The 14,187-nt window shown below is 41.1% G+C and carries 10 protein-coding genes; 6 read left to right on the forward strand and 4 right to left on the reverse strand.

The annotated features are described in order from the left end of the window. Window positions 1-7 precede the first annotated feature (7 nt). Window positions 8-991, forward strand: coding sequence for a bile acid:sodium symporter family protein (locus tag DYC50_RS09495; protein ID WP_115249967.1), 984 nt, complete (start codon window positions 8-10; stop codon window positions 989-991). Window positions 992-1,109: 118 nt separating this feature from the next. On the opposite strand, the gene DYC50_RS09500 is transcribed toward DYC50_RS09495, so the two are convergent. The 3 genes from DYC50_RS09500 to hemL form a co-directional block, all read right to left on the reverse strand. Beyond that, window positions 1,110-1,616: a type III toxin-antitoxin system ToxN/AbiQ family toxin gene (locus tag DYC50_RS09500; RefSeq protein WP_115249968.1), complete on the reverse strand. Its 507-nt coding sequence runs from the start codon at window positions 1,614-1,616 to the stop codon at window positions 1,110-1,112. A 312-nt stretch (window positions 1,617-1,928) separates the two neighbouring features. After that, window positions 1,929-2,789 (reverse strand): DMT family transporter, encoded by an 861-nt coding sequence (locus DYC50_RS09505; protein ID WP_115249969.1) that lies wholly within the window; start codon window positions 2,787-2,789, stop codon window positions 1,929-1,931. Between the two features lie 47 nt (window positions 2,790-2,836). After that, complete coding sequence (gene hemL / locus DYC50_RS09510; protein WP_115249970.1) at window positions 2,837-4,126, reverse strand: glutamate-1-semialdehyde 2,1-aminomutase; 1,290 nt, start codon at window positions 4,124-4,126, stop codon at window positions 2,837-2,839. Between the two features lie 159 nt (window positions 4,127-4,285). Between hemL and wecA the strand changes: the two genes are divergently transcribed. Continuing rightward, complete coding sequence (wecA, locus tag DYC50_RS09515; RefSeq protein ID WP_172459083.1) at window positions 4,286-5,353, forward strand: UDP-N-acetylglucosamine--undecaprenyl-phosphate N-acetylglucosaminephosphotransferase; 1,068 nt, start codon at window positions 4,286-4,288, stop codon at window positions 5,351-5,353. 715 nt (window positions 5,354-6,068) lie between these two features. On the opposite strand, the gene sodA is transcribed toward wecA, so the two are convergent. After that, the gene (gene sodA / locus DYC50_RS09520; protein WP_115249971.1) at window positions 6,069-6,695 is read right to left on the reverse strand and encodes a superoxide dismutase [Mn]; all 627 of its coding nucleotides are present in this window, start codon (window positions 6,693-6,695) and stop codon (window positions 6,069-6,071) included. Between the two features lie 279 nt (window positions 6,696-6,974). Here sodA and DYC50_RS09525 point away from each other — a divergent pair, with 279 nt between their 5' ends. The 4 genes from DYC50_RS09525 (at window position 6,975) to DYC50_RS09540 (ending at window position 14,040) form a co-directional block, all read left to right on the forward strand. Continuing rightward, window positions 6,975-8,624 (forward strand): class I SAM-dependent DNA methyltransferase, encoded by a 1,650-nt coding sequence (locus DYC50_RS09525; RefSeq protein ID WP_172459102.1) that lies wholly within the window; start codon window positions 6,975-6,977, stop codon window positions 8,622-8,624. Window positions 8,625-8,626: 2 nt separating this feature from the next. Continuing rightward, window positions 8,627-10,021 (forward strand): restriction endonuclease subunit S, encoded by a 1,395-nt coding sequence (locus DYC50_RS09530; protein WP_115249972.1) that lies wholly within the window; start codon window positions 8,627-8,629, stop codon window positions 10,019-10,021. After that, window positions 10,018-10,749 carry a hypothetical protein gene (locus DYC50_RS09535; RefSeq protein ID WP_115249973.1) on the forward strand — a complete coding sequence of 244 codons (732 nt, stop codon included), beginning with the start codon at window positions 10,018-10,020 and terminating at the stop codon, window positions 10,747-10,749. The genes DYC50_RS09530 and DYC50_RS09535 overlap by 4 nt, the downstream gene beginning before the upstream one ends. Window positions 10,750-10,845: 96 nt before the next feature. Continuing rightward, window positions 10,846-14,040 carry a type I restriction endonuclease subunit R gene (locus DYC50_RS09540; protein ID WP_115249974.1) on the forward strand — a complete coding sequence of 1,065 codons (3,195 nt, stop codon included), beginning with the start codon at window positions 10,846-10,848 and terminating at the stop codon, window positions 14,038-14,040. The last annotated feature ends 147 nt before the right edge of the window (window positions 14,041-14,187 follow it).

Raw genomic sequence — 14,187 nt, forward strand, 5'->3', positions numbered from 1 at the left:
CATAACGATGCAATTTCTGAAAAAACTCAGTTTTTTATTAGCAAAATTCACCGCACTTTTTATTATTGTGCTGGCGTTAATCACCTTTTATAAACCTGAATTATTCACTTGGGTAAAAGGCAATACGCAAGTGTTCATCATCAGCATTATTATGCTTTCAATGGGAATGACCTTGGGTAAAAAAGATTACCAAGTGTTAGCGCAACGCCCGTTGGATATTCTTATTGGTACGATTGTGCAATATACCGTAATGCCTTTTGTGGCGATTGCTATTGCAAAAAGTTTTGATCTTTCCCCTGCGCTTACCCTTGGTCTGGTTTTAGTTGGCTCTTGCCCTGGTGGTGTGGCATCTAACATTATGGCGTTTTTATGTAAAGGAGATGTAGCATTTTCCGTGGGAATGACCACCGTATCAACCTTGCTCGCGCCAGTAATGACACCATTATTGTTAAACTATTTGGTTGGTCAAAGCGTGGAAATGAACGGCTGGGCAATGTTTAAATTTATGCTTTTAGTGACTGTGTTGCCTGTGGCAGTGGGCTCGATTTTAAACATCAGCTTACACCGCAAACAATGGTTCCAAGACATCAAAGCGTTAATGCCGGGCGTGGCAGTGATTAACTTTGCCTTTATTGTGGGTGGGGTGGTCGCCATTTATGGGAATTACTTCTTACAATCAGGCTTAATCATTTTACTTTGTATCGTGGTACATAACCTGATCGGCTACGCTCTTGGCTATGCATCAGGCAAATTATTTGGAATGAGCTTAGCGAAAAAGAAAACTATCTCCTTGGAAGTGGGCGTGCAAAATGCAGGTTTAGCTACAGGATTAAGTATGAAGTTCTTCCCAACCATTCCAGAATCAGCGGTGGTTTGTGCAGTGGCGTGCGTATGGCACTCAGTGGCTGGAACGATTTACGCCAATTTCTTATTATGGGTGGATAAAAACCGCAAATCCCCTGCTTCATTAGAATCACAAAATGAAGCCTAAAGTGCGGTGATTTTTTTATAAATATTTCTTCCGAAAATGTGTTGTGTGTTTTCGATGCAATACATTTTCTGTCATTTTTTAAACTGTCCTTTTTATATTTTAGTCCATTTGATTATTATTATCTTTTCAAATAATTATCACAAGCAATTTCTAGCTTTTTAAAATCACAAGATACCTTTGAAAAGTAAGGATTATTTCGTTCAATAACATTTTTATAAAGAACTTTTGCTTTATTTTCAATCTTATCACGATTATTTGATATAACTTGATAATCCTTTCTCAATAACGTTTGATACACTTTGTCTTGAACTAAATTAATATTTATCCTAGATATAAACTCTTTCTTTACAGGAATCATATTGTTCAGTAGTACAGAACCTATAAATTTACTATTATGCTTTATTTTAAATGTTGTAGGATCTGAATCTCTTAATTTTAAATGTTTATCTTTAGGAGAGGTTAGCGGTGCAAAATAATATTTTCCATTCATATCTAATACAACACCAACATAAGGTTTTTTATTTTTATTATTGTCATAATTATGCTGAACATTATTATCAAAAGATTTCAAATATTTAATATAATCTCCATCTACGTAATAAAGATCTAACCTTTTCTTTTCCACTTAATCTACTCTCCATATACAACAAAAGAGAGTATAATACTCTCTTTTGTTATTCTTTAAATCTCGCATTAAGGCAGCGAAGCACCACTTTTAAGGTTCGCATTAAGGCAGCGAAGCACCACTTTTAAGGTTCGCGTTAAGGCAGCGAAGCACCTCAAGGAAGTGAAAACAATCATTCTGCTCTCACGCTTAAAAATTTATCAAAATCCACCTAAAAAAGCAAGTTTTAGGCTCGTATTCAGCTCTATTCTAAAATTCATAAAAATACCGCACTTTCAAAAGCGCGGTGATTTTCTCACCGATTTTTATTCCCTACTTGCGTAAATTTTCTAAGGCTACGGCGGTGATGATGATTGCGCCGCCGAGTAGCATTGTGAGTGTTGGGACTTCATTGAGCCACAGCCACGCGATTAAAATGGCGTAAACGGGTTCAAGGGAAATAATCATTGCGGCGGTTCTGGCGCTGAGTACGTCAAGGCTGGAAACAAACAGGGTGTACGCAAGGCTGGTGCAGAGCAAGCCAATGCAGGCGATCCAAAACCAATCTTGCAATGATACTGTCGGTAATTCGTTGGCATAAAACGGTAAAAGCACGATAACGCCCACCAAATATTGCCACCAGCTCGCTTGACTGCCTGAAAGTATGCCGCGATTTTTGCGATTTAGCACCGCAAGCAAGCCATAAATTGCGCCTGAAAAAATGCCCCATAACAGGCCTTGTGTGGATTGATTGCCAAATTCAAAAGCGGGCGTAACAAGGATTAAACCAAGCGTAATGGCGAGCAATAAGAAAAACTCGCGCAATTTCAACCGCACTTTAAAAATCAGCATTTCAAATAAGCATACAAAAGCGGGGAAACTGGCAAAGCCGAGCGTTCCTACTGCCACGCCGCCCACTTTAACCGCAATATAAAAGGTAACCCAATGGGCGGTGAGCAAACTCCCCAACACAAATTGTAACAAAATACCTTGTGGGGAAAGTTTGGTTAAGGGCGTTTTCTTATACAAGAAGAACAGGGAAAGTGCCGCCAGTGCGATAAAAACGCGTCCTAGCACCAACACGCCTGCGCTGCTTTCAATAAGCACACCTAGCACGCCAGTTAAACCAAATAACACCGCGGTGCTATGCACTTTGAGCAAAGCCAGCTGATATTGTTTGTTCGCGTTTTCCATTTTTCCCCCTATGCCCGTTACTATTTTCGGCTTGTTGCTATTTTTCGTTACGCCGTTTTCATTGCAGCGAAAGCCTTATCGGCGGCTTGCAAGGTGCGCTCAATATCTTCATCGCTATGCGCTAAAGACATAAATCCCGCCTCATAAGCAGATGGCGCAAGATACACACCTTGTTCAAGCATGTTATGGAAAAACTGCTTGAATTTTTCCGCATCGCATTTCATCACTTGCTGATAAGTGCTGACTTCAGGCTGATCGGTGAAGAAAATACCAAACATTCCGCCCACATAATTCACCACAAATGGAATGCCGTGTTTGTTGGCAAGCGCTTTTAAGCCAAGGGCTAATTTTTCTGTTTGCTCAGCCAGACGCTGTTCATTGCCGGCTTTTTTCAGCTCGGTTAAACAAGCTAAGCCCGCAGCCATTGCAATTGGGTTGCCAGAAAGCGTTCCTGCCTGATAAACAGGGCCGGTTGGCGCGATATATTGCATAATTTCTTTTTTACCGCCAAATGCGCCCACGGGCATTCCGCCGCCGATCACTTTACCAAGGGTGGTTAAATCAGGGGTTACGCCATAATATTGCTGCGCACCGCCTAATGCCACGCGGAAACCTGTCATCACTTCGTCAATAATTAACAATGCGCCATATTGATCACAAAGTTCACGCAGTTGTTGTAAAAAGCCGGCTTTTGGTGGAATACAATTCATATTGCCTGCCACTGGCTCAATGATCACACAAGCAATGTCATCAGGATATTGCTCAAAGGCTTGCTTAACAGAATCAATATTGTTGTATTCGCAAGTTAAGGTGTGTTTAGCAAAATCTGCTGGCACACCGGGGGAGCTTGGTTGACCAAGGGTTAGCGCGCCAGATCCTGCTTTTACCAGTAAACTATCAGAATGGCCGTGATAGCAGCCTTCAAACTTGATGATTTTATCTCGTTTGGTATAACCACGCGCCAAACGAATGGCAGACATTGTGGCTTCCGTTCCTGAACTCACCATTCGTACCATTTCGATAGAAGGCACAAGCTGGCAAACTAGCTCTGCCAAGTCAATTTCTAGCGGCGTAGGCGCACCAAAGCTCAAGCCTTTTTCTGCGGTTTTTAACACCGCACTTAAAATGGCTGGGTGGTTGTGGCCTAAAATCATTGGCCCCCAAGAGCCCACATAATCAATGTACTGCTTGCCGTCCGCATCAAAAATATAAGCTCCCTCAGCGCGATCAATAAATACTGGCGTGCCGCCAACTCCATTAAACGCACGAACAGGGGAATTCACCCCACCGGGGATCACTTTCTGCGCTTGAGAAAAGAAATTTTCTGAATGGTTCATTGTTTATCCTTTATCTTGTTTAAGAGAGAAATTGAGTAAAATTGTGAGCTATTGTACTGTAAAATTATCAGCAGCCCCAAAAATTTATAAAAATATTTATGCGCACTTTTGCCTTTATGGTATGCTTTCGCCACTCATTTTTTACTGAAATTATTCATTATGTTGTTGAGTTTTCTGCTCACATTTCTCGGCGCACTGCTCTCTTTATTTGCAATGCGTCCGATTGCGCAAAAAATCGGTTTAGTGGATAAACCAAATTACCGCAAACGCCACAAAGGGGCAATCCCCCTGATTGGGGGCATTTCGCTATTTATCGGTAACTGCGTGTTCTATTTTTTAGAATGGGATCAAATGCGGCTGCCAGCGCTCTATCTTTTCAGCATTTTTGTGCTGTTAGCTATTGGTATTTTAGACGATCGCTTTGACATCAGCCCGTTTATTCGCGCAGGAATCCAAGCTTTTCTCGCCATTTTAATGATCGATATGGGTAATATTTATCTCGATCATCTTGGACAAATTTTAGGCCCGTTCCAATTAACGCTCGGCTCAATCGGCTTGATGATCACGGTGTTCGCCACCATCGCTGTGATCAACGCGTTCAATATGATAGATGGCATAGACGGCTTGCTCGGTGGCTTATCCAGCGTGGCTTTTGGTGCGATTGGCATCTTGCTGGTAATAGATAACCAAATGGATCTCGCCTATTGGAGCTTCGCCCTAATCATCGCTATTTTGCCTTATTTAATGCTCAATCTTGGTATTCCTTTTGGCGCAAGATTTAAAGTGTTTATGGGCGATGCAGGCAGCACGCTGATCGGCTTTACCATTATTTGGATCTTGCTACTTAGCACGCAAGGCAAAGGCCACCCAATGAACCCAATCACCGCACTATGGATTATCGCCATTCCTGTGATTGATATGATCGCCATTATTTACCGCCGCTTACGCAAAGGCAAAAGTCCATTCCGCCCAGACAGGTTGCATATTCACCATTTAATGGTGCGAGCAGGACTAAGCTCACGCCAAGCCTTTTTATTAATCACCTTTATCGCCGCGCTATGCGCAGGTTTTGGCATTTTAGGCGAAGTGTATTACATCAATGAATGGATAATGTTTGTCGGCTTTATTCTGTTATTTTTCATTTATGTTTTTTCTATCGCCAGAGCGTGGCGTATCACCCGTTGGGTAAGAAGAATAAAACGCCGCAAACAACGTTCACAAAAATAACGCCAAAAACCACCGCTCTTTTTTTGAATATGGTTTGATAATTTGTGTAGCAACGTAGGGTGGGCTTCAGCCCACCGTTCGAAAAAGTCGTGCCAAGCGATGGGCTGAAGCCCATCCTACGTTTTCTAGAGCGTGGCATATCACCCGCTGGGTAAGAAGAATAAAACGCCGCAAACAACGCTTACAAAAATAATACAAAAAACCACCGCTCTTTTTGTGAATATGGTTTGATAATTTGTGTAGGAGCGAACCTATGTGTTCGCCCGCCTCCCCTCTTTAGAATGTAGGGTGGCTTCAGCCCACCGATCAAAAAAGTCGTGTCAAGCGATGGGCTGAAGCCTATCCTACGTTTTCTACGTTTTCTTATTCGGGCAGACACACAGGTCTGCCCCTACGCCCATTTTTCAAATTTTCCACAGCGTAAGGGCGAACCTATGTGTTCGCCCACCTCCCCTCTTTAGAATGTAGTGTGGGCTTCAGCCCACCGACCGAAAAAGTTGAGTCAAGCGATAGGCTGAAGCCTATCCTACGTTTTCTACGTTTTCTTATTCGGGCAGACACACAGGTCTGCCCCTACGCCCATTTTTCAAATTTTCCACAGCGCAGGTGCGTATTGCATACGCTTCGATAAATGAATATGGACAACCCTATCTCTTCGCCACATACAAAAAATAAAAAAGGCTTGGAAACCCAAGCCTTAGATTATTTTTAACAATTACAGATTGATTTTTTTCTCGAAACGCTCTGCTGCGTAATCCCAGTTCACTACGTTCCAGAATTCTTTAATGTAGTCTGGACGGCGATTTTGGAATTTTAAGTAATACGCGTGTTCCCAAACATCTAAACCGAAAATTGGGTAGCCTTCGCAACCTGCGATTTCTTTACCCATTAATGGGCTGTCTTGGTTTGCGGTGGAAACCACTTCTAATTTACCGTTGTTTAACACTAACCACGCCCAGCCTGAACCGAAACGAGTTGCCGCTGCTTTTTCAAATTCTGCTTGGAATGCTTCCACAGAACCGAAATCACGGATAATTGCATCTTTTAACGCACCTTGTAAGGTTGTGCCTTTTTTCAAGCTTTTCCAAAATAAACTATGATTTACGTGGCCGCCTGCGTTGTTGCGTAAACCTGTACGCTTGTCCGCTGGCACTTCCGCTAATTTAGTGATCAATTCACCTGGGCAAAGCTCTGCAAATTGCGGCAATGTTTCTAAAATCGCATTGGCATTGTTTACATAAGCTTGGTGATGTTTTGTATAGTGAATTTCCATTGTTTGCGCATCAAAATGCGGTTCTAACGCATCATAAGCGTAACCTAATTCTGGTAATGTATAAGCCATAATTTTTTCCTTCTGAATAAAATGTTGGAGTTAAAATTCTGTGCCATTCTAGCAAAAAACTTGATTAAGATCATTAAAAGTTTAGATTTTTCGCCAAAATCTCACCGCACTTTACCTTCTATTTTTCACAAAATAAAAGGCAAAGTGCGGTTTAAAATTAGGCATTTTTTGATATAATTTAGCGGTTTTAATGATTTGAAATAAAGAGAAAAAAGGCAAAAAAATGACCCAATCAATCAATCAATCAATCAATCAATCAATCAATCAATCAATCAATCAATCAATCAATCAATCAATCAAGATTCTAGTGCCAGCCTCGCACAACAGCAAGCGTTTTTAAAAGAATTAGATGCCCGTCTTTGGACTGCGGCAGATCAACTGCGTAACCAACTTTCCGCTTCCGACTATAAACACATCGTTCTTGGTTTAATTTTCTTAAAATATATTTCTGATAGTTTTACTGCCCATCGCAAAAAACTTCTCACCGAACTACAAGATCCACAAAGCCCGCTTTATATTGATCCGAAAGAATATTCCCCTGAAGAATATCAAGCTGTCCTTGATGAAGAAATGGAAGATAAAGATAACTATGCGGCAGAAAACATCTTCTGGGTGCCACCGCAAGCCCGTTGGGAAACCATTCGTAGCATCGCGACCTTAAATCAAGGAACAGCATTGCCTTGGGGTGGCACATTCCGTGGCGTGGCGAATCTGATTGATAATGCCTTTACCGCCATTGAAGATAAAAACCCAAAACTCAAAGGCATTATCCAACGCATTTCAGGTTTTGATGTGAACGACAAAACGCTCATCGGCTTGATTTCCACCTTTTCTGATACCAATTTCAGCCAGCCCACTTACAACGGCGAACCTATTTCAATGGCAGCAAAAGATATTCTAGGCCACGTTTATGAATATTTCCTTGGTGAATTTGCTGCTAAAGAAGGACAACGAGGCGGTGAATATTTCACCCCAAAATCCATTGTAAGCCTGATTGTTGAAATGCTTGAACCCTATCAAGGCCGCATTTACGACCCTGCAATGGGATCGGGTGGTTTCTTTGTGCAAACAGAAAAATTTATCCGCGCACACCAAGGCAGCATTAACCAAGTATCTATTTATGGACAAGAATACAACCCTACCACTTGGAAACTGGCGGCAATGAATATGGCAATCCGCGGTATTGAATTTAACTTTGGCAAACGCGGCGACAGCTTCACTAATCCACAACATATTGATATGAAAATGGATTTTGTAATGGCAAATCCACCATTTAACGTGAAAGATTGGTGGGACGAATCCTTACAAGGTGATCCACGCTGGGCATACGGCGTGCCACCAAAAGGCAACGCCAACTTTGCGTGGATTCAGCATATGCTCTACCACCTTGCGCCACAAGGGCGAATGGGCATTGTGCTGGCAAACGGCTCAATGAGCAGCCAAACAGGGGGCGAGGGCGAAATCCGCCAACGCCTAATTGAAGCGGATTTGGTGGAAGCGATGGTCGCCCTACCAAACCAGCTCTTTACCAACACCCAAATCGCTGCCTGCATTTGGTTTTTAAACAAAAACAAAGCGCGTAAAAAAGAAGTGCTGTTTATTGACGCACGAGAAATCGGCTATATGAAAGACCGCACCCTGCGCGATTTCACCCCTGAGGACATCGCCCACATCGCCAACACCTACCACGCTTGGCAGCAAAACAACGGCTATGAAAACCAAGCGGGCTTCTGCTACGCCGCCAGCCTTGAGGAAATCGCCAATAATGATTTTGTTCTCACCCCAGGGCGTTATGTCGGCACGGCAGAACAACAAGATGACGGCATTCCTTTCGCCGAAAAAATGGAAAAACTCACCGCACTTTTAAATCAACAATTTGAACAAGGGCGAGAGTTGGAAGAGAAGATTAAGAAGAGTTTGGGGATTTAAATATGAAAAAAGTGTCATTTGAAACCTTATTTGAAATTCCCTTAAGAAATGGCGTTACAAAACCTAAAAAAATTAGGGGAAAAGGATATAAAATGGTAAATATGGGTGAGCTATTTTCTTATCCTATAATTAATAATATTTCTATGGATAGAGTGCCTTTAACAGAATTAGAAGAAAAAAACTCCCTATTAGAAAATTATGATTTACTTTTTGCAAGACAATCTTTGGTAAGAAGCGGAGCTGGTCAATGCTCTATTTTTATTAGCGATGATGAAAAAGTCTGTTTTGAATCGCACATTATTAGATGTAGATTAGATAAAAATAAAGCAAACCCATTATTTTATTTCTATTTTTTTAGAAGTAATATAGGCAGAAATATAATGGATACTATAATAGAACAAGGTGCTGGGGCTTCAGGGATTCGGGGAAGTGATCTCAGTAAATTAATGATTCCTTACATAGATATAAAAATACAAAATGATATAGCTGAAAAGTTATTTTCATTAGATCAGAAAATAGAACTAAACACCCAAACCAACCAAACCCTAGAACAAATCGCACAAGGGATTTTTAAACACTGGTTTATCGACTTCGCCCCTGTACACGCCAAAGCCAACGCCTTGGCGCGTGGCGAAACCACCGAACAAGCCGAACTGGCAGCAATGGCTTGCTTAAGCGGAAAAACTGTGGAAAAAATCACCGCACTTAAAACCCAAGATCCCACCGCCTACCACCAACTGCAACAAACCGCCGCCGCTTTCCCAAGCGAATTTGTGGAAAGTGGAATGGGATTAGTGCCGAAGGGGTGGGAGGTTACAACGCTAAACCATATTTGCGAAATGAAAAACGGTTATGCTTTTAAAAGCAAAGAATGGACTGATGAAGGCATTCCTGTCATAAAAATTGGTTCAGTGAAACCAATGCTTATTGAGCTTGATAATGGCAGTTTTGTTGCACCAGAAAATGAAACGCTTCGGGCAGATTTTTTAGCTTCGGAAGGTGATATTTTGGTTGGGCTAACTGGATATGTTGGTGAAGTGGGTAGAATACCTTATCAAGAAAAGGCAATGATAAATCAACGTGTTGCGAAATTTATTCCTAAAAAAATTACAGAAACAATGAATTATTATTGTTTTATTTATTGTCTGGCTAGACAAAAAGAATTTAAGGCATTTACTGAAACGAATGCTAAAGGCTCAGCCCAAGCCAATATCAGCACAAGGGAAATTCTTTCTTATCCAGTAATCATTGCTACAAAAGAGATCCATATTGCTTTTGAAAATGTAGTAAAAAATTTACTGGATAAAATTATTGTAAACAGCGGTGAAAATTCTACTTTAACTAAAACTAGAGATGGATTATTGCCTAGACTTTTGAGTGGAGAAATAGAGTTATGAATAAAGAAATAAAATCTTATATAGATGTTATAGGTTACAATCTTAAACAAGCAGATGCTGCATTTAGGATATATTGTGCTTTATTAAAGATAAGATCAACCAAGAGTAAAATAAAGTGGTTTAATCAAACACCTTATACATTCCACCATCTTACTAATATTACATTATATGACTCCATTAACACTATGTATAAAATAACAGAGTCTGAAAAGCAAATAAGCTTTAAAAAACTAAGAACCTATTTAGATTTAGATAAAAATAATGAGAACCTTATAAAGATTAATAAAATTCGAGTTTCAATAAGAAAGACTTTAGGAAAAGTACAGCATATCAGAGTTAAATTAACTGCACACCTAGACGAGCAAGCAAAAAACCCAAGCATATTATTAAACGAAATTGAAAGAAATGAAATAAGAGTGTTATTAGATAGATTGTTGGAATTAATAAACATATACAAATCAATATATTCACCTGAAAGCCCTGACATTTTCTATGATGATAAAATTGATGATGAATTACTACGACTATTTATCTGTTTAAAGCAAGATAAATCTTACAACTATTATGAAAAATTAAAAAAACGATTACCCTACAGAAATATTCTATCTCTTCTTTACAAAGAAATAGAGAGGCAATCCAGCGATAACCAATATATTTCTGAAGAATCAACAAAAATAAAAAAGTGCGGTAAAAAAATCATTAATTTTTTCACCGCGCTTTGGCCGTAGGGTGGGCTTTAGCCCACCGAATGGGAAATTATATTAAACGGTGGGCTAAAGCCCACCCTACGCTGAAATAATGAAAAACAACAAAAGGAATCCCCAATGCGAATAAACGAATCCACCATTGAAAATCTCGCCATTGAACAATTGAAATCCCTTGGTTGGCAATATGCCTATGGCAAGGAGGTGTTGGCTGAGCTGGTTTGCCCTTGGCGGGATAGCCTGAAAGAAGTGGTGCTGAAGCCCCATTTATTGCAAAGTTTACGCAAAATTAACCCGCACTTGCCCGAAGAAGTCTTGCTTGATGTGGTGCAATTGGTGTGCAAAAGCGATATTTTGCCGGTGGAAGAACGCAATAAGCAGTTTTACCAACTGTTAAAGCAAGGGGTGAAGGTGCGTTATCAGCAAAACGATCAGGAAAAGCACGATGTGGCGCTGTTGGTGGATTTTAAACAGCCTGAAAATAATCTTTTTTATGTGATCAATCAGTTTGATATTCAGGGCAATAAAGGCAAGCGAATTCCCGATATTTTGTGCTTTGTGAACGGTTTACCGCTAGTGATTTTTGAGCTAAAAAATCCCTTTAAGGTGAATGCGGATTTGGATCGCGCCTTTAATCAGCTACAAACTTATAAGCACGAAATTGACGATCTTTTTGTGTTTAATCAGTTGATGGTGATTTCAGATGGCACAATGGCGCGGGTGGGGTCGCTTACGGCAGATTTTCAGCGTTTTTTGCCGTGGCGTGTGGTCGATGAAAGCCAAAAAAGCCAGCGTGTGAAATTTGAATATGAGCTTGAAGGCTTGCTGAAAGGGCTGTTTTCTCCGCAAACCTTGCTCGATTATGTGCATAATTTTGTGGTGTTTGAAAGCGATAACAAAGGGCGCACGGTGAAAAAAATCGCCGCCTATCACCAATTCTATGGCGTGAATGCAGCGGTGGAAGCCACCATTGGCGCGCAGTTAAGCGATAGCCGTAAAATTGGCGTGGTGTGGCATACGCAGGGTTCGGGCAAATCCCTTTCTATGTTGTTTTATGCAGGCAAACTGATCAGCCAGCCAGAATTGAAAAATCCAACTATTGTGGTGGTAACGGATCGCAATGATTTAGACGGTCAGCTTTTCGCCACATTCAGCCAAGATCAAGAGATTATTCGCCAAACGCCAATTCAAGTGGAAGATCGCGAAGCCCTGCGTGTGGAATTGGCAAAACGGGAAAGCGGTGGGATTATTTTTACCACCATTCAAAAATTCGGCTTAAACGAAACAGAAAGCCAATTCCCTGTGTTGAATACAAGGCACAATATTATTGTAATTAGCGATGAAGCGCACCGTTCGCAATATGGTTTTCATCAAAAGCTCAATGCACAAGGGGCATACCGCGAGGGCTATGCGAAATATCTGCGCACTGCCCTACCCAATGCGAGCTTTATCGGCTTTACTGGCACGCCAATCAGCCTTGAAGATCGCGATACGCAAGATGTGTTCGGCAAATATATTTCTATTTATGACATTCAAAATGCGGTGAATGATGGTGCGACTGTGCCGATTTCCTATGAACCGCGTCAAATTCGTCTAAATGAAAGCGAGGACTTTGGGCTAGCGGTGGAAGAAGCGCAAACAATACTTGATGATGACGAAAATAGCTATGCGTTCCGTGTGCGTGAGCAGTTAATGGGCAGTGATTCGCGAATTAAAGCCTTAGCGGAAGATATAGTACAGCACTTTGAAAAACGCAACGAGCTAATTGAAAGCAAGGCGATGGTGGTGGCGATGAGCCGCCGAATTTGCGTGAAGCTCTATGATGAAATTGTCAAACTTCACCCAGATTGGCATAGCGATGATGTCAATCAAGGGGCGATTAAGGTGATAATGACGAGCAGTGCTTCAGATTCTGAAAGTATGCAAGCCCATAGTTATTCTAAGCCTGAACATAAAACCTTAGAAAAACGCTTTAAAGATCCTGATGATCCGCTCAAAATCGTGATCGTGCGTGATATGTGGCTAACGGGGTTTGACGCGCCTGTGTGTAATACAATGTATATCGACAAGCCAATGCAAGGGCATAATTTAATGCAGGCAATTGCGCGGGTAAACCGTGTGTTCCGCAATAAAAGCCGTGAAAATGGCGGACTGATTGTGGATTATGTAGGCTTGAGAGACGAACTCAAAGCCGCCTCGGAAGAATATACCAACGCAGGTGGCAGTGGTGAGGTAACAATCGATATTAATCAGGTGTTTCAAAAAATGTTGGAATATCTGGACATTATCCGTGGCCAATTTGCTACGCCTGTTGAGGGCAAGATTTTTGATTTACCCCACGCCTTGCAAGAGCGAAATCCGAAGCAATTACTCGAAGCCATTGGGGATGCTGCAAATCATATTCTGAAATTAGATCATCAAGAAAAGAACCCCGATGATCCACAAAGTGCGGGGGAAATTTCGCAAGATTTTGCTAAAAAAGCCAAAACACCACGTAAAAGAGCCTTTTTAGAGGCGGTTTCGCTCGCCAAAAAAGGGCTTGCTCTTTGCCGTTCGATGCCGAAAGCCCAGCATTATGAGCAAGAAATTGCGTTCTTTGATGCGGTGCGTGCCACCATCATCAAAACAGCGAATCAGCAAGGTTCACCAAGTTCACCAAAAGAAAAGCAAATCAAGCTCGTCCGCCTGCTCAACCAAGCGGTGCAATCAGACGGCGTGGTGGATTTATTTGAATTAATGGGTGAAGAACACCCTGATATTTCCATTCTTTCCGATAATTTTCTAGGTATCGTTGAAAAAAGTGGCAAGCCAAATTTATGGGCTTCTGCCATTGAAAGTTATTTAAAACGGGAAATTCGCGACAAAGCAGGCAACAATATTGCGGTGCAAAAAACCTTTGAAGAAAAGCTCAAAGAAGCGCTGAATCAATATAATGCGCATAATTTAACCGTGATCGAGGTGATCAAAGAATTATTAAAACTTGCAAAAGAACTGCAAGATCAGCTCAGCAAAGGGCAAGAATTAGGCCTTAGCACGGCGGAACTGGCGTTTTACGATGCCTTAAGCCAAAACCAAAGTGCGGTGGAAATTTTGGGCGATGAAGTGTTGCTGAATCTCGCCAAAGAAATCACTGATAAATTGAAAAAATCCGTTACCATTGATTGGCAATATAAGGAATCCGTGCGAGCGAAAATGCGTGTTCTCATCAAGCGAGCCTTGAAAAAATATAAATATCCCCCTGATGACGAGCCAGAAGCCATTGAATTTATCCTTAAACAAGCGGAAGTGGTGTCGGACGAGTTGAGTAAAGCATAATTGATGGATAAAAAATAGGCTTAATTATTAAGCCTATTTTTATTGTTAATATAAAAAGTGCGGTGATTTTTTCGCACATTTTTTATTTCAGATTTTCCATTTTTTTATGGCTAGCTTTTGCAAGATTATATTCATTCAATAAATGTA

The sequence above is a fragment of the Avibacterium avium genome (assembly GCF_900454535.1).
GTDB classification, from domain to species: domain Bacteria; phylum Pseudomonadota; class Gammaproteobacteria; order Enterobacterales; family Pasteurellaceae; genus Avibacterium; species Avibacterium avium.

Excerpts from the sequence above, each read along its gene's own strand:
- DYC50_RS09495 (WP_115249967.1), top strand. The coding sequence starts at position 8 with ATGCAATTTCTGAAAAAACTCAGTTTTTTATTAGCAAAATTCACCGCA.
- DYC50_RS09505 (WP_115249969.1), bottom strand. The coding sequence starts at position 2,789 with ATGGAAAACGCGAACAAACAATATCAGCTGGCTTTGCTCAAAGTGCAT.
- hemL (WP_115249970.1), bottom strand. The coding sequence starts at position 4,126 with ATGAACCATTCAGAAAATTTCTTTTCTCAAGCGCAGAAAGTGATCCCC.
- wecA (WP_172459083.1), top strand. The coding sequence starts at position 4,286 with ATGTTGTTGAGTTTTCTGCTCACATTTCTCGGCGCACTGCTCTCTTTA.
- sodA (WP_115249971.1), bottom strand. The coding sequence starts at position 6,695 with ATGGCTTATACATTACCAGAATTAGGTTACGCTTATGATGCGTTAGAA.
- DYC50_RS09530 (WP_115249972.1), top strand. The coding sequence starts at position 8,627 with ATGAAAAAAGTGTCATTTGAAACCTTATTTGAAATTCCCTTAAGAAAT.
- DYC50_RS09535 (WP_115249973.1), top strand. The coding sequence starts at position 10,018 with ATGAATAAAGAAATAAAATCTTATATAGATGTTATAGGTTACAATCTT.
- DYC50_RS09540 (WP_115249974.1), top strand. The coding sequence starts at position 10,846 with ATGCGAATAAACGAATCCACCATTGAAAATCTCGCCATTGAACAATTG.